We start from the raw sequence: 15,218 nt of genomic DNA, 5'->3' as shown, positions 1-15,218 counted from the left end.
GCCGGAGCGCCGCTGCGTCACGAGCCTCTCAACCGAGCCCGAGAACGGCCTGAGCCCGCCGACGCGCCCACGCGTCGGCGGCGAGCACCGTCTCAACGTTCTCGGCGTGCGTTTTGTTCGGCGTCACCTCCGGCGATGCGTCCCAGTCGTCGACGACGCGCTCGAGGGTGTCGACGATGTCGAGGAACCCGATGCGCCCGTCGTGGAACGCATCGACGCACACCTCGTTGGCGGCGTTGTAGACGGCCGGGTACGTGCCGCCGGCCTCGCCGACGCGCCGGGCGAGCCGCACCGCGGGGAACGCCTCGTCGTCGAGCGGGAAGAACTCCCAGGTGGCGGCCGTGGACCAGTCGCAGCCCGGCGCCGCGTGGGGCACCCGGTCGGGCCACGCCAGGCCGAGCGCGATGGGCAGGCGCATGTCGGGCGGCGAGGCCTGCGCGAGCGTCGAGCCGTCGACGAACTCGACCATCGAGTGCACGACCGACTGCGGGTGCACGACGACGTCGATGCGCTCGAAGGGCACGTCGAAGAGCAGATGCGCCTCGATGACCTCCAGGCCCTTGTTGACCAGGGTCGCGGAGTTGGTGGTGACGACCCGGCCCATGTTCCACGTGGGGTGGGCGAGCGCCTGCTCGGGCGTGACCTCGGCGAGCTCGGCGCGGCTGCGCCCGCGGAACGGGCCCCCGCTCGCGGTGACGACGAGCCGCGCGACCTCGGTGTGCGTGCCGCTGCGCAACGCCTGGGCGAGGGCGCTGTGCTCGGAGTCGACCGGCACGATCTGCCCCGGCCCCGCCTTGGCCCTGACGAGGTCGCCGCCGACGATGAGCGACTCCTTGTTCGCCAGAGCGAGGGTGGCGCCCGCCTCGAGCGCCGCGAGCGTGGGCATGAGGCCGATCGAGCCGGTGATGCCGTTGAGGACCACATCGGTGGGCTGCATGGCCGCGAGGGTGCTCGCCTGCGGCCCGACCGCGATCTCGGGCTCCCCCATGCGTCCGCTCGGCCGCTCGGCGACGCGGATCGCAGCCCGGAGCTCGTCACGCTCCCCCGACGCGACCGCGACGAACGGCACCTCGAACTCGACGGCCTGACGCGCGAGAAGACCGAGATCGCTGCCGCCGGAGGACAACCCGACGACGCGGAACCGATCGGGATTGCGCCGGACGATGTCGAGCGCCTGCGTACCGATCGAGCCGGTCGAGCCCAGGACGACGACATCGCGGCGCCGAGGCGACCCGTCGACGAGATCGGCCTCGGTGGCAGGAGACGCAGCGGCAGGAGACGGCATGCGCCCATCGTGACAGAGCCCACCGACAACGCTCACCGGGCGGCGGGTCGAACGCAGACGACACCGGAGCACCGATTAGCGTCCGATCCAGACCGCACTCCACAGCGCCCCCGCAGCACCCGCACAGCACCCGCAACACGCCGCAGCACCCCGCAGGAGGATCCCGATGCCCGAATGCCGTTCCGCCGACCCGGCGCTGCACCTCGCGGACGCGTTCACCTCGTTCCAGGTGCCGGCGACCGACCGCAGCGAGCGGGTGAATCACGGCAAGGCGCTCCGCGAGGCCACGCCCCACGCAGCCCTTGCGGAGTGGACGCCGACGAAGGACCGGCCGGGCGTCGTCGACATCATCAGGTCCTCCCACGTCGACCGGTTGTCCTGGCTCTTCGGTCTGCGGGTGGCGCGGATGGCCGCCTCGCCGTTCGGGTTCCTGCGCGGTACCGCCAATCTCATGGCGCACGACGTCGCGCACCTGCCCGCCACCGGTGTCCAGACCACGGTCTGCGGCGACGCCCACGTCGGCAACATCGGGTTCTACCGCTCGCCCGAGGGCAACCAGGTCATCGACCTCAACGACTTCGACGAGGCCCACACCGGCAGTTGGGAGTGGGATCTGCGGCGGCTCACGGCGTCGATCTGGGTGCTGGGCCGCGGCAACGGCACCTCGGAGGAACAGTGCGAGGCCGCGATCCACGCGTGCGTCACCGCCTACCGCGACGAGGTGAGCTTCCTCTCCAAACAGCCTCTGCTGTGGCGCGCCTTCGACCACCTCGACGTCGACCGGCTGCACGAGACCGCCTCGGAGAAGAGCCTGCGCTCGGAGATCAAGCGCGCCGCCGAGGCCGCTCGCAAACGCACCTCCGACCGCAAGCTGCCCAAGATCGCCGGCGGGTCGTCGCACGCCGAGCGCATCGTCGACGACCCGCCGCTCATCACCCACCCCGACGACGAGCAGGCCGAGGCCCTCGCCGCCGGACTCGACGCCTACCTGCCGACACTCACCCCGCAGTGGCGGCGCATCGTCGGCGGCTACACCCTGGTCGACATCGCCCACAAGGTCGTCGGGGTCGGGTCGGTCGGCATGCGCGCCTGGATCGCGCTGCTCGTGGGCTCCCGCCCCGACGACGTGCTGTTCCTGCAGCTCAAACAGGCCCAACGCTCGGTGCTCGCGCCGTTCGTCCACGGCGAGCAGGCCTGGCACGCCCACCAGGGGCAACGGGTCGTCGAGTACCAGCAACAGCTGCAGACGGTCTCCGACCCGCTGCTCGGCTGGACGACCGTGGGAGAGCACCAGTACTACGTGCGGCAGTGGCGCAACATGAAGGGCGGAGTCCCGCTCGACGCGATGACCCCGCGCGCGCTCGTCGACTACGCCGGCATCGTGGGCACGCTGCTCGCCAAGGGGCACGCTCGCACCTCCGGCGCGTCGGTCATCTCCGGTTACCTCGGCAAGAAGGACTCCGCCGTCGAGGCGTTCTGTGCCTGGGCCCGCGCGTACGCCGATCAGACCGAACGCGACCACGCCGAACTCACCAAGGCCGTCAAGGCCGGTCGTCTGCCCTCCGAACCGGGGATCTGAAGGCGGCGTCCGAACACCCCCGCCCGCTCGAACAGGCGTCTTCACCGCGGCGGGACCGCCGAGACAGGCGTTTTCGTGCGGGGGCGCGCACGACCGCCCGGTCTGGACCCGGGGAAAACTACTGTCTCGGCGCTGGGGTGTGGGCGCGCGTCACCGCTTGAGGTACTTGAGCAGGTTCGTGCTGCGGGCGAGAGCCGGGCCCCACACCCGCTGGGGGAGCGATCCGGGGCCGCCGAAGTTCAACGCGCGACTCTGGGTCGCGATGGTGTGGGCCTGGGTGTACTTGAGCAGGCCTTCGCTGCCGTGGCGGTAGCCCACACCGGAGATCCCCGTGCCACCGGACGGGCCTGCGAGGCTCGACCACGCGGCGGGGTATCCCTCGTCGACGTTGACCATGCCGGCGTCGATACGGGTGCCGACCTCGTACCCCTGCTCCGGAGTCGCGCAGAACACGGCCGCCGTGAGTCCGTATTCGGAGTCGTTGGCGCGCGCGACGGCCTCGTCGAGATCCGCGACCGGGTAGACGGAGACGACCGGGCCGAAGGTCTCCTCCGCGTGGCAGGTCGCGTCGGCGGGGACGTCGACGAGCACGGTCGGCTCGTGGAAGAGCGGGCCCAGGTCGGGGCGGCGGTGACCACCCGCGAGGACGGTGGCGCCCTTGGCGACGGCGTCGGCCACGTGCTCGGTGACGACCGTCATCTGGTCCTCGGAGACGAGCGAGCCCATCTCAGGCCCCCACCCGTACCCCGCACCGAGCCGCATGGCCTGCACCCGGCGGGCGAACACGTCGCAGAACTCGTCGTAGACCTCCTGCTCGACGTAGATGCGCTCGATCGACATGCAGAGCTGGCCGGCGCTCGCGAAGCACGCGCGCACCGCGATGTCGGCGACCTGCTCGAGGTCGGCCCCGGCACCGACGACCATCGGGTTCTTGCCGCCGAGCTCGGCGGAGAACGGCACGAGTCGCCGGCCGATCTGCGCGCCGAGTCGTGCGCCGGTGGCCGAGGAGCCGGTGAACATGAGGAAGTCGCAGCGGTCGACGACGGCCCCGCCCACCTCACGGCCGCTGCCGGGCACGACCTGCCACACATCGTGCGGCAGGCCCGCCTCCTCCCACAGCTCGACGCCGAGGAGGGTGCTGAAGGGTGTGAGCGACGCGGGCTTGTGGACGATGGCGTTGCCGGCGAACAGCGCGGCGAGGCCGTCGCCCATGGGCAGACTGAACGGGTAGTTCCACGGCGAGATCATGCCGACGACTCCGCGCGGCCGCCGGACGACCGTCGCCGACGAGAACAGCGGGATCGCGCCGGGGATCCGGCGGTCGGCGAGCAGCCCCGGCCCCTTGTCGGCGTAGAAGCGCGCAGTGAGCATCGCGTCGAGCACCTCGTCCAGTGCCGACATGCGGTTCTTGCCGCTCTCGGCCTGGACGACGTCGAGGATCTCCTCGCGGCGGGCGTGCACGCGGTCGGCGAAACGTCGCAGCACCGCGGCCCGCCGACGCACCGGGGTCTCCGCCCATTCGGCCTGGGCGCGGCGGGCCCGGACGAACGCGTGCTCCACGTCGTCGACGGTGCCGACGGGAACGTCGCCGAGCACCTCACCGGTGAAGGGCTCGTGGACGGTCATGGTGGGTCGCGCCGTCGAATCTCGTTGCCACACAGGGATGTCGACCCTGCGGGCCAGAGCGGCGAGTCGGTCGTTCCTCGGCCTCCCCATGAGGACCTCCCTCTGATCGCACCTCGACGAGGCGTCCGTGCCGGTCACGGGCGGCGTCGGGATCACACTACCGCCGGGTAGTGGCCGCCACACCAGCCTCGGACCGGGTACCCGGTGCCTCGACCGACGTGGCAGATGGGATGGCAGCGAGAACGGGGTGATCACCCCACCGGAGCTGCCATCCCATCTGCCTCCTCGTTCTGTGACGGGCGCCACGGGGTCGGGTGGACGGATCAGTCCCCTGCCGCCCGCAGCACGAGTTCGGCACGGCGGATGTCGGCGCGGATCTCGTCGGCGGGGCGAGCGGAGCGGACGGGGTGAGTGAGGATGTCGCGCAGCGGCGCCCGCGCCTCGGCGGCGCGCGTGGAGAGCTCGCGAGCCTCCGGGTGCCAGGCGAGGCCGAGGACGAGGTAGCCGAGATCGGAGAGCCCGCGTTCCATCTCGCGATAGGGCTCGACCTGAGCGCGGTCATCGGCCGCGGCCCGGCGCGCGATTCGATCGGATTCGAGCAGGTCGTGGTACAGCAGTCGGCGGTGCTCGCGGGCGTCTCGGTTCTCGATGCGACCGGAGGCGAGGTCGGCGAGCACCGCGTCGACGCCGAGCACGACGTTGCGGGCGTAGGCGCGCAACACCGTCACCGACGTGCCGCGCCCCACGAACTGCAGGACGACGAGGGCGACGACGACCCCGATGAGCGTGTCGAGACCGCGCTCGAGCAGCAGGGAGACCGGGTCGGCGCGACCGGAGGCGTGCATGCCGATCGTCAGCGCGAGCGGGGTGATGACGATGACCGCCAGCCCGTAGTTGCGCACGACGAGCATCTCGATCGAGAACTGCAGGGCGGTGATGACGAGCACGAGCGCCCAGCCCGACGGTCCCGCCCACTGCAGGAGCGCGAACACACCCAGACCGATGAGGGTGCCGCCGAGACGCTGCACCCCTCGGACGGTCTGCGCGTCGCGTGTGCCGCCTTGGTGGAGGACCAGCGTCGCGAACGCCACGGCCCAGTACACGTGGGGCACACCGAGCGTGCCGGCGATCGCCCCGGCGATCAGCGCGGCGGTGGTGACCCGGGCGACGACGAGGAGCACCTCGGACGGCCACCGGGCGGCGCCGCGCACGAGCGGCCACGCCGGCGGCCGGCCGAGCGAGGTGTCGCGGATCTGCTCGGCATCGACCCGCTGCTCCTCATGGCGGGATCGGGCCGGGCGGGTGGTCAGCTCGTCGGCCAGACCCTCCCCACCGGCCGGCTGACCCCACGGCGACGGATCGAACCCGAGCTGCCCGCCGGTGACCCGGGCCGTCGCCGCGATGTACCGGCCCTGCACCTCCCACAGCCGGTCCGTCCACCGCGCGGCGGAGCCGGCGTCGGTGACGACGGTCCAGGCGCTGTGCAACGCGGTCGACGCCGCCTGCCGCACGTCGGCGAGCCGCTCGAGGTCGGTCGCGGCTTCGAACCGGTCCATCGCCGCCTCGGCCGCCTCCACGGCGCGGCGTTCCGGCCCGCTGGGGTCGAACGCGAGGTCGCTCATCCCGGCGATGATCGCGACGACGACACCGCCCGCGACGGCCCCGATGATCGTCACGGCCGGGGTCCCGTGCGCGGCGGCGAGACCACCGACCCCGTGGACGAGGACGAAGAAGAACGCCCCCGGCGGCCCGATCCGCAACGCCAGGCAGAAGAACGTCGCGACGGCGGCCGTCATCGTCAGGGTGAGGACCTCGACGACGAGCGTGCGCGATGTCAGCGCGCCTGCCGCCGCGGAGGCGACGAGCAGGGTTCCGACCGCCGTCATGAGCCGGATCCGTAACCGGGCCGGCGACGCCGGGCCGTAGAGCACCGTGAACGCCCCGAGGCTCGCGAGCACCCCCAGCGACAGGTGTCCCGCGACCTGAGCCGCGGCGAGGATGACGAACATGGTCGCCGCGGCCTTCGTCGCGATGACCCAGGTGCCCCGTGCCGGGGCGAACGCGAGTGAGGCGCGCGCGTGCCGCCGCCAGGAGTTCGATGCCATCGCGCACATCCTCTCCCGGAACGTCGCGCTCGCGCAGCAGCCGCCCGCCGGCCCTGTCGGGGCGGCGGCCACCCCGTTCGGAGCCCCTCACCACGTCCTCATCGAGCCCTGCCCGACTCTGCCGCGCAAGAAAGACCGGTCACGCGGACGCCGGTCAGCTGCCACAGCACGCTGACCAGCGGCTATCCCGATCGATCACCGACGACACCCCGGCGTGACCGGTCTTTCTTGCGCGACACTCGGCGGGGAACCGTCTGCCGAGTCAGCGACGGGCCCGCGTGTCGTCGCGGTACCGCGCGAAGAAGGTCGCCTCCGGCCACTGCGTGACCCCGCCGGAACGCATCGCGGTGGCGGCCCCGGTGTCGTCGCGGGTGAACCGCCACAACTCCCCCGGCGCACCGAACCCGTCCTGCGGGCGCGCGGTGAGGGTGTCGGCGTCGACGACCCGCAGATCCTGGTACTCGTCGACCGGGGTGGGCGAATCGGGAGAGAACGCGACGAGGCGATCACCGAGCATCCGGACGTCGGTGTAGCCCCAGGCCGAGACGAACCGCCCGGTGAACGAGGCCGGGTCGATCCCGCGCTCGGCCGCGACCTGCGGGGCGAGGCCGACCGGCGCCCCGAGCGGCAGCGACCGGGCCGCGACCTCGTCGTCCTCCGGCATCGGGTCCCGTTGCGCGACGTCGATGAGCTTGACCAAGCCGGTGACGAGCTCCGTCGCCGGTCCGCCCGTCTGGTTGGTGAGGACGCAGACGACCAGACCCGTGTGCGGATCGACCATCGTGCGCGTGATGAACCCCGGAAACCCGCCCGAGTGCCCGACGAGCCGTCGCCCGCCGATCTCGTCGACGATGAGCCCGAGACCGTACCGCCCCTGCTCACGGCCGTCGACCGTGAGCACGGTCTCGTCGCGTTGCATGAGCCGTTTGCTCGCGTCCGAGAGCAGCCGCTCGTCGCCGAACGCATGTGCCGCCGCGTAGGCCGACAGGTCCTCCGCGCACGCGACGAAGCCCGTGGCCGGCGCCATCGCGCCCGTGGACGGACTGCCGAGCACGAAGGTCTCCAGCTCGACGCCGAAGTGCCCCGAGTGTCCCCACGCACACTCCTGCCGCGGCACCCCGTCGATGTCGGGGTGCACCCGCGCCAGCCCGAGCGGGTCGAGGATGCGTTCGCGCACGACGTCGGCGTACGTCCGCCCCGTGGCGCGCTCGATGACGAGGCCGAGCAGGGAGTACCCGAAGTTCGTGTACTTGAAGTGCGTGTTGGGTTCGAGCACGACGCCGTCGCGGCGGACCTCGGCCAGCAGGGCGTCGACGCCGGGAAAGTCCCCGAGGAGCTGCCAGAAGTCGGCGTCCTCGCCGTCGCGCACGATCCCGCCCTGATGACCGAGCAGTTCACGCACGGTGACCGCCCCCACCGGGTGATCCTCGAGCTCGCTCACCCACCGGCCGAGCCGGTCGTCGAGCCCGAGGACTCCGGCCTCGCGCAGTTGGAGCACGGCCGTGGCCGTGAACGTCTTGGAGTGCGACGCGATCCGGAACAGGTGCGAGGTCGTGAGGTCGGTGCCGCGCTCGACGTCGGCGGTGCCGAGCGCAGCGGAGACGAGCACCTCGTCACCGACCCGGATGCACACCTGCACGCCGGCACACCGCAGGAGCCGTCGTCGTAGATCGACCCACGCCACGAGCGCGTCGGAGGACTCCCGCACCACGCGGGCGAGTCGGTCGCGGGACGAGCCGGGAGCAGTCATGTCGCTCATCGTGCCCGTTCGAGGGTCGCCGCCGAACCGCTTTCCGAACGACACGCCCAGGTGGTCTCGCAGCACGCTCGGGCCGACGATTCTCGACCGTCGCGCACCCGCCGACACGACGAACGGCGCGCTCCCCAGAGGGAACGCGCCGTTCGTTCGGCGTGACACGTGATCAGGCCGCGGACGCCTCGCGGATCTTCGTCGCGGCGTCCTTGAGCATCGCGTCGAACTCCTCCTGGCTCTGCTGGGCCGAGAGACCCTCGGAGAGGGCGCGACTGAAGCTCGCGATGAGGCCGGGGTTGCGGGCGAGCCGCTCGTTGGCGTCGTCGCGGGAGAAGCCGCCGGAGAGCGCGACGACCCGCAGGACCTTGGGGTGCTCGATGAGCTCGGTGTACGCGCCGTCGGTCTCCGGGATGGTGAGCTTGAGCATGATCTGCTCGCCCTCGGGGATCTGCGAGTCGAGGTGGGCGAGGATCTCGTCCTTGAGGGTCTGCTCGATGGCGGAGCGATCCTCGGCGTGGATGTCGACCTCGGGCTCGAGGATCGGCATGAGGCCGGCGTCGAGCACCTGGCGGCCGATCTCGAACTGCTGCTCCACGATGCGCTTGATGCCGGCCGGGTTGTTCTCCTTGATGACGGAGCGCTCCTTGGTGCCGAACATGTTCTTCTCGACGCCACGCTTGAGCAGCTCGGCCAGGCCGGGGATCGGCTTCATGAGCTGCACGCCCTCGTCGAGGTCGGCGAGACCCTTGTCGATCTTGAGGAAGGGGACGATGCCCTTCTTCTGCCACAGGTAGTCACCCGTCGGCATGCCCTCGACGTCACGATCCATCGTCTGCTCGAAGAGGATGGCGCCGATGATGTCGTCGCTGGTGAAGCTCGGGCTCGTGATGATGCGGGTCCGCATCTGGTGCACGAGGTCGAACATCTCGTCGTCACCGGAGTACTCGGACTCCTCGATGCCGTACAGCTTGAGCGCCTTGGGGGTGCTGCCACCGCTCTGGTCGAGCGCGGCGATGAAGCCCTCGCCGTTCCGGATCTTCTCGGTCATCTCGGTGTTCACCAGACTGCTCCTTCCGTCGCGGGATCTCGCACGTCGTCGTGCGCCTCACTGCCCACCCTATGAAGGATCGGCGGGCGTTGCGAGGTGGGGTCGCGGACATCCGATCGAACCACGCGCCCGAACGGCCGGGGATATGACGAGGGGCCGGTGTCCTGGCGGACACCGGCCCCTCGATCGATCGGGAGGATCTCAGGCGCGACCCTGGTCGCGCAGATCCATCGACTCCTGCATGGCGCGCTGGAAGTCGCGCTGCTCGTCGCTCATATCGTGCTCCTTGCCTCGTGCATGTTCAGGGGGCACCACGGACGTCCGGCCGGTGCCAGGACGGAGTACGAGTCGGTCGCGGGATCTCCGCACCGACGACTTCGAGTGGTGAGTCGGGGCGTCGTCGCCCACGCCCTCCAGGATGAAACCGCGATGGCCGCCCGCGCAGATCGGTCCGTATTTCGAGACGCCCATCTCACGCACCGGCATCGGTCCATGCCTGGGGCCCGTTCGCGCGACCCGCGAGCGCGTCCGGCGTAGCCTCGAAGACGACCGACCGCGCGAGAGAGGACGTCATGGCCAAGGACGAGGGACTCAGCCTGGGGTACCGCCTCTGGTGGAACATCCGCAAGGCCGTGCTCACGGTGTTCGGCCCGGCACAACTGGGTGATGCCGACCCGCTGGAGCGGCTCCGCCGCGAGCGCGAGGAGAAAGCGGCTCGGGCTCGCGCCCGCAGGGGTGGCAGCGACCGCCGCTGAGGCGAGCGCCACCGCACGCCGCATCACCGCCCGGCGAACGAGGCGACCGTTCGGCGCCCCCGCCACCCGTGGACGAGGGCGGCGCTGTCACGACACGGCCAGAATGCCCTACTGTTCGCGCCATGAGTTCTGGCACCCCGCTGGTCGTCCTCGACCACGTCAACAAGCACTTCGGCGACCTCCATGTGCTCAAGGACATCGACCTGACCGTCGACTCCGGCGAGGTGCTCGTCGTCATCGGCCCCTCGGGGTCGGGCAAGTCCACGCTCTGCCGCACGATCAACCGGCTCGAGACGTTCGAGTCGGGCTCGATCACGATCGACGGCAGGCCGCTGCCTGAGGAGGGCAAGGAGCTGGCCCGTCTGCGCGCCGACGTAGGCATGGTGTTCCAGAGCTTCAACCTCTTCGCGCACAAGACGATCCTCGAGAACGTCACCCTCGGCCCGATCAAGGTGCGCGGGCAGAAGAAGGAGGCCGCCGAGAAGCGCGCCCTCGAACTGCTCGAGCGCGTCGGGGTCGCCCACCAGCGCGACAAGTACCCCGCCCAGCTCTCCGGCGGTCAGCAACAGCGCGTCGCGATCGCCCGGTCCCTCGCGATGGACCCCAAGGTCATGCTCTTCGACGAGCCCACCTCGGCCCTGGACCCCGAGATGATCACCGAGGTCCTCGACGTGATGACCGATCTGGCGAAGTCGGGCATGACGATGATCGTCGTCACCCACGAGATGGGCTTCGCCCGTAAGGCCGCCGACCGCGTCGTGTTCATGTCCGACGGGCAGATCGTCGAACAGGCCGAGCCCGAGAAGTTCTTCACCGACCCGCAGTCGAGCCGAGCCAAGGACTTCCTCGGCAAGATCCTCACCCACTGAGTCCCGCACATCACGCGGGACGATCCGCCGTCCCGCCAGGCACCACCGTCAAGGGAGACGACACATGAAGCACACTCGAATCGGGCTCCTCGCCCTCGTCAGCGCCGCCGGCCTGGCCCTGTCCGCCTGCGGCGCCGGCACCACCGGCGCGGGAGGTGGAGGCGGTGACGCCAACACGGTCAAGGTCGGCATCAAGTTCGACCAGCCCGGCATGGGCCTGAAGAAGGGCGAGGAGTACTCCGGACTCGACGTCGACGTGGCCAAGTACATCGCCAAGGAGCTCGGCAAGACCCCGCAGTTCAGCGAGGCCCCCACGCCGCAGCGCGAGACCCTGCTCAAGACCGGCCAGCTCGACTACATCGTCGGCACCTACTCGATCACCGACAAGCGCAAGCAGGAGATCAGCTTCGCCGGCCCGTACTTCATCGCCGGCCAGGACCTGCTCGTGCGCGCCGACGAGAAGGCGATCACCGGCCCCGACACCCTCGCCGGCAAGAAGCTGTGCTCGGTCAAGGGCTCGACCCCCGCGCAGAAGGTCAAGGAGAAGTACCCCGACGTGCAGCTGCAGGAGTACGACACCTACTCCAAGTGCGTCGAGGAGCTCGTCAACGGCACGGTGGACGCGCTCACCACCGACGACACGATCCTCGCCGGCTACGCCGCGCAGGAGCAGTACAAGGGCAAGCTCAAACTCGTCGGCAAGCCGTTCTCCGAGGAGAAGTACGGCGTCGGCCTCAAGAAGGACGACACGCAGATGTGCCAGAAGGTCACCGACGCCCTCAAGAAGATGATCGACTCCGGTGAGTGGCAGAAGATCGTCGACGCCAACCTGGGCCCGGCCGGCTTCAAGCCCGGCCCCGGCAACCCGCCCACCCCCGCTGCCTGCGGCTGAGTCCGCTCGCTGCCCTGCCGGTGACCAGGGCGGGCGGGTCACGACGACCCGCCCGCCCGGTCTCGTGACCGTCGCTTCCCGCCGTCTCGGCGCCGCCATACACCTCGAAAGGCACCCGCATGGGTGAGATCCTCACCAACTACGACGTCCTCGGCGCGTTCTGGATGACGATCAAGCTCGCCGTCCTCTCCACGCTCGGCTCGCTGGTCATCGGCACCGTGCTCGCGATCTTCCGCCTCTCCCCTGTCGGGCTGCTGCGCGGGCTGGGCGCGTTCTACGTCAACACCGTGCGCAACACGCCCCTCACGCTCATCGTCGTGTTCACGATGCTCGGAGCGCACTCCAACCTGGGGATCCGGGTGGGTGACACGATCCTGCAGACCGTGTTCCGGTGGGCCGTCATCGCGTTGTCGGTGTACCACGCGGCGTTCGTGTGCGAGGCGCTGCGCAGCGGTGTCAACACGATCCCGGTGGGCCAGGCGGAGGCGGCTCGTTCGATCGGCCTGTCGTTCGGCCAGTCCCTGCGTCATGTCGTCCTGCCGCAGGCCTTCCGCGGCGCGATCGTCCCCCTCGGCAACACGATCATCGCGTTGGTGAAGAACACGACGGTCGTCGCGGTCATCGGCGTCGCCGAGATCGCCTACCTCACCGCGACGGTGATGGAGAACGACCCCGGGCTCATCCTGCCGCTGTTCCTCGTCGTCGCCCTCGGCTTCATCGTCCTCACGGTGCCGATCGGCCTCGCCACCACCCACTTCGGACGCCGGTTGGCGGTGCAGCGATGAGCGCGACCGCGACTCTCTTCGACGTTCCCGGTCCTCGTGGCCGGATGCGGCAGCGCATCGCCGCGGGCGTCCTCCTCGTTCTCGCCCTCGCGCTCGGCGCCGCCGTGCTGTGGAAGCTCGGCGAGAAGGGCAACCTCTCCCCCGACAAGTGGGCGCCGTTCGCCGGCGGTGTGGTGTGGCGCTCCTACATCCTGCCGGGCATCATCAACACGCTCTACGCGGCGGCGATCTCGATCGCGCTCGCGGCCGTCCTCGGGCTCGTCCTCGCGTTCGCACGCATGTCGTCGATCGCCCCCGTGCGGTGGGTGGCCACGGCGTTCGTCGAGTTCTTCCGCGCGGTGCCGGTGCTCGTCATGATGCTGCTGTCGTTCTGGGGGTACCTCGCCTCCGGTCTCGTGCCCTCGGCCTACCTCTCGCTGGCCGGAGTGATCACCGGCCTCACGCTCTACAACTCCTGCATCCTCGCCGAGCTGCTGCGCTCGGGTGTGCACTCCCTGCCCCGCGGGCAGGCCGAGGCCGGGCTCTCGATCGGCCTCACGCCCGGTCAGACGCTCCGCGCGATCCAGCTTCCGCAGGCGCTGCGCGCGATGCTGCCGGCGCTCGTCGGTCAGCTCGTCGTCATCCTCAAGGACACCGCCCTGGGGTATCAGATCCTCTACCCCGAGTTGTTGCGTCAGGCCGAACGCATCGGCAGCGCCTACTACAACATCGTGCCGGCGCTCATCGTCATCGCCGCCATCTTCATCGCGATCAACTACGGCCTCACGAGCTTCGCCCACTGGCTCGAACGGCGTCTCACCCATCGGGGTCGGGTCGCCGGTGGGGCGATGACCGCCGACCCGGGCGCCGAGGACGCGATGGTGCCGGCCGCGGTCGATGCCGGTGGCGCCCACCGCTGATCCGCGTCCTTCCCGTACGACGACGAACGCCGAGGCCGCAGGGCCTCGGCGTTCGGTCGTCTCGGTTCGGTCGGGCTCGTGCCGTCGGGCTCGTGCCTCAGAGTTCGATGTTGGCCATGACGTGCTTGATGCGGGTGTAGTCGTCGAAGCCGTACATCGACAGGTCCTTGCCGTAGCCGGAGTGCTTGAACCCGCCGTGGGGCATCTCGGCGACGAGCGGGATGTGGGTGTTGATCCACACGCAGCCGAAGTCGAGCTTGCGGGACAGGCGCAGAGCGCGGCCGACGTTCGAGGTCCACACGCTGCTCGCGAGGCCGTACTGCACGCCGTTCGCGTGGCTCAGTGCCTCGGCCTCGTCGGCGAAGCTCTGCACGGTGATGACCGGCCCGAAGATCTCCTTCTGCACGGCCTCGTCCTGCTGAGCCAGCCCCGAGACCACGGCGGGCCGCAGGTAGTAGCCGCCCGCGAACTCTCCGCTCATGCGGTCGCCGCCGCTGAGTGAGGCGTGGTCGGGCAGGCGGTCGAGGAAGCCGGTGACGTGCTCGATCTGGTTCGCGTTGTTGACCGGGCCGAGCAGCGCGTCGTCGTTGTCGGGCAGGCCGACCACGGAGTTCTTCGCGAACTCGGTGAGGGCGGCGACGAACTCGTCGTGGATGCCCTGCTGCACGAGCACCCGGGTGGCGGCCGTGCAGTCCTGGCCCGCGTTGAAGTAGCCGGCGGTGCCGATGCCCTCGATCGCGGCCTCGATGTCGGCGTCGTCGAAGACCACGACGGGGGCCTTGCCACCGAGTTCGAGGTGGACGCGCTTGACGTCCTTGGCGGCGGTCTCGGCGACCTGCATGCCGGCGCGCACGGAGCCGGTGATCGAGACCATCTGCGGGGTCGGATGCTCGATGAGGGCCTGACCCGTGCTGCGGTCTCCGGCGATGACGTTGAACACGCCGGCCGGGAGGAACTCCGAGGCGATCTCGGCCATCCGGATCGTCGTCTCGGGGGTCGTGTCGCTCGGCTTGAGGACGACCGTGTTGCCCGCGGCGAGTGCCGGCGCGAACTTCCAGACCGCCATCATCATCGGGTAGTTCCAGGGCGTGACCTGGCCGATGACCCCGATCGGCTCCCGCCGGATCCACGAGGTGTGGCCCTTCATGTACTCCGCGCTCGCGAGGCCCTCGAGCACGCGGGCGGCGCCGGCGAAGAAGCGGATCTGGTCGGCCATGACCGGCACCTCCTCCGAGGCGGTCAGGGCGTACGGCTTGCCGGTGTTCTCGGCCTCGAGCCGGATGAGTTCGTCGCCGTGCTCCTCGATGGCGTCGGCGATCGCGAGCAGCGCGGCCTGACGCTCCGACGGCGTGGTGTCGGCCCACCCCTCGAAGGCGGAATCCGCCGCCGCGTAGGCACGGTCGACGTCGGCTTTCGATGAGACCGGTGACGTCGCGACCACCTCACCCGTCACGGGACTGCGGATCTCGAGCCGCTCGTCGGTCTCGGCGTCGACGTACTCACCGCCGACGAAGTTCCTGATCTGGCGCGGGTCCTGCGTCATGCCGACTCCTTCGTCGCTTCGTCTCGCGGCCCGGGGTTGGGCCACCGGTTACCGGCACTGTACCGACCGGACGGTTCTG

The 15,218-nt window shown here is 70.4% G+C and carries 13 protein-coding genes; 6 read left to right on the top strand and 7 right to left on the bottom strand.

The window, feature by feature from the left end:
- Positions 1-28: 28 nt before the first annotated feature.
- Positions 29-1,285 (bottom strand): 1-deoxy-D-xylulose-5-phosphate reductoisomerase, encoded by a 1,257-nt coding sequence (dxr, locus tag BN1197_RS09030; protein ID WP_082043751.1) that lies wholly within the window; start codon positions 1,283-1,285, stop codon positions 29-31.
- Between the two features lie 166 nt (positions 1,286-1,451).
- Here dxr and BN1197_RS09025 point away from each other — a divergent pair, with 166 nt between their 5' ends.
- On the top strand, positions 1,452-2,864 hold the full coding sequence (locus BN1197_RS09025) for a DUF2252 domain-containing protein (RefSeq protein ID WP_040158566.1): 1,413 nt from the start codon (positions 1,452-1,454) through the stop codon (positions 2,862-2,864).
- Between the two features lie 150 nt (positions 2,865-3,014).
- Here BN1197_RS09025 and BN1197_RS09020 read toward each other — a convergent pair whose 3' ends face one another.
- From BN1197_RS09020 to BN1197_RS09000, 5 genes are all read right to left on the bottom strand, one after another.
- The gene (locus BN1197_RS09020) at positions 3,015-4,580 is read right to left on the bottom strand and encodes a succinic semialdehyde dehydrogenase (protein ID WP_040158916.1); all 1,566 of its coding nucleotides are present in this window, start codon (positions 4,578-4,580) and stop codon (positions 3,015-3,017) included.
- 233 nt (positions 4,581-4,813) lie between these two features.
- Complete coding sequence (locus tag BN1197_RS09015) at positions 4,814-6,595, bottom strand: FUSC family protein (protein WP_052466306.1); 1,782 nt, start codon at positions 6,593-6,595, stop codon at positions 4,814-4,816.
- 262 nt (positions 6,596-6,857) lie between these two features.
- Positions 6,858-8,345: a serine hydrolase domain-containing protein gene (locus tag BN1197_RS09010; protein ID WP_052466418.1), complete on the bottom strand. Its 1,488-nt coding sequence runs from the start codon at positions 8,343-8,345 to the stop codon at positions 6,858-6,860.
- A gap of 172 nt (positions 8,346-8,517) precedes the next feature.
- Positions 8,518-9,408 (bottom strand): fructose bisphosphate aldolase, encoded by an 891-nt coding sequence (locus BN1197_RS09005; RefSeq protein ID WP_040158563.1) that lies wholly within the window; start codon positions 9,406-9,408, stop codon positions 8,518-8,520.
- 189 nt (positions 9,409-9,597) lie between these two features.
- On the bottom strand, positions 9,598-9,882 hold the full coding sequence (locus BN1197_RS09000; protein WP_040158560.1) for a hypothetical protein: 285 nt from the start codon (positions 9,880-9,882) through the stop codon (positions 9,598-9,600).
- 86 nt (positions 9,883-9,968) lie between these two features.
- On the opposite strand from BN1197_RS09000, the gene BN1197_RS08995 reads away from it, so the two are divergent.
- From BN1197_RS08995 to BN1197_RS08975, 5 genes are all read left to right on the top strand, one after another.
- Positions 9,969-10,151, top strand: coding sequence for a hypothetical protein (locus BN1197_RS08995; RefSeq protein WP_040158558.1), 183 nt, complete (start codon positions 9,969-9,971; stop codon positions 10,149-10,151).
- Between the two features lie 122 nt (positions 10,152-10,273).
- On the top strand, positions 10,274-11,020 hold the full coding sequence (locus tag BN1197_RS08990; protein WP_040158555.1) for an amino acid ABC transporter ATP-binding protein: 747 nt from the start codon (positions 10,274-10,276) through the stop codon (positions 11,018-11,020).
- Positions 11,021-11,084: 64 nt separating this feature from the next.
- Positions 11,085-11,912 carry a glutamate ABC transporter substrate-binding protein gene (locus tag BN1197_RS08985; RefSeq protein ID WP_040158551.1) on the top strand — a complete coding sequence of 276 codons (828 nt, stop codon included), beginning with the start codon at positions 11,085-11,087 and terminating at the stop codon, positions 11,910-11,912.
- 119 nt (positions 11,913-12,031) lie between these two features.
- On the top strand, positions 12,032-12,697 hold the full coding sequence (locus tag BN1197_RS08980; protein ID WP_040158548.1) for an amino acid ABC transporter permease: 666 nt from the start codon (positions 12,032-12,034) through the stop codon (positions 12,695-12,697).
- Positions 12,694-13,596 carry an amino acid ABC transporter permease gene (locus BN1197_RS08975; RefSeq protein WP_040158545.1) on the top strand — a complete coding sequence of 301 codons (903 nt, stop codon included), beginning with the start codon at positions 12,694-12,696 and terminating at the stop codon, positions 13,594-13,596. Before BN1197_RS08980 ends, BN1197_RS08975 begins: the two co-directional genes overlap by 4 nt.
- A gap of 97 nt (positions 13,597-13,693) precedes the next feature.
- Here BN1197_RS08975 and BN1197_RS08970 read toward each other — a convergent pair whose 3' ends face one another.
- Positions 13,694-15,139, bottom strand: coding sequence for a gamma-aminobutyraldehyde dehydrogenase (locus tag BN1197_RS08970; RefSeq protein WP_040158542.1), 1,446 nt, complete (start codon positions 15,137-15,139; stop codon positions 13,694-13,696).
- Positions 15,140-15,218: the final 79 nt, after the last annotated feature.

The sequence above is a fragment of the Mobilicoccus massiliensis genome (assembly GCF_000826525.2).
Lineage (GTDB): Bacteria > Actinomycetota > Actinomycetes > Actinomycetales > Dermatophilaceae > Mobilicoccus > Mobilicoccus massiliensis.
The sequence above is the reverse complement of the archived record's forward strand: the minus strand, read 5'-3'. Positions and strand labels throughout refer to the sequence as shown.

Coding starts and splice junctions, on each gene's coding strand:
- BN1197_RS09025 (WP_040158566.1), top strand. CDS start 1,452: ATGCCCGAATGCCGTTCCGCCGACCCGGCGCTGCACCTCGCGGACGCG.
- dxr (WP_082043751.1), bottom strand. CDS start 1,285: ATGCCGTCTCCTGCCGCTGCGTCTCCTGCCACCGAGGCCGATCTCGTC.
- BN1197_RS08980 (WP_040158548.1), top strand. CDS start 12,032: ATGGGTGAGATCCTCACCAACTACGACGTCCTCGGCGCGTTCTGGATG.
- BN1197_RS08995 (WP_040158558.1), top strand. CDS start 9,969: ATGGCCAAGGACGAGGGACTCAGCCTGGGGTACCGCCTCTGGTGGAAC.
- BN1197_RS08985 (WP_040158551.1), top strand. CDS start 11,085: ATGAAGCACACTCGAATCGGGCTCCTCGCCCTCGTCAGCGCCGCCGGC.
- BN1197_RS09015 (WP_052466306.1), bottom strand. CDS start 6,595: ATGGCATCGAACTCCTGGCGGCGGCACGCGCGCGCCTCACTCGCGTTC.
- BN1197_RS08970 (WP_040158542.1), bottom strand. CDS start 15,139: ATGACGCAGGACCCGCGCCAGATCAGGAACTTCGTCGGCGGTGAGTAC.
- BN1197_RS09000 (WP_040158560.1), bottom strand. CDS start 9,882: ATGCCGGTGCGTGAGATGGGCGTCTCGAAATACGGACCGATCTGCGCG.
- BN1197_RS09010 (WP_052466418.1), bottom strand. CDS start 8,345: ATGACTGCTCCCGGCTCGTCCCGCGACCGACTCGCCCGCGTGGTGCGG.
- BN1197_RS08975 (WP_040158545.1), top strand. CDS start 12,694: ATGAGCGCGACCGCGACTCTCTTCGACGTTCCCGGTCCTCGTGGCCGG.
- BN1197_RS08990 (WP_040158555.1), top strand. CDS start 10,274: ATGAGTTCTGGCACCCCGCTGGTCGTCCTCGACCACGTCAACAAGCAC.
- BN1197_RS09020 (WP_040158916.1), bottom strand. CDS start 4,580: ATGGGGAGGCCGAGGAACGACCGACTCGCCGCTCTGGCCCGCAGGGTC.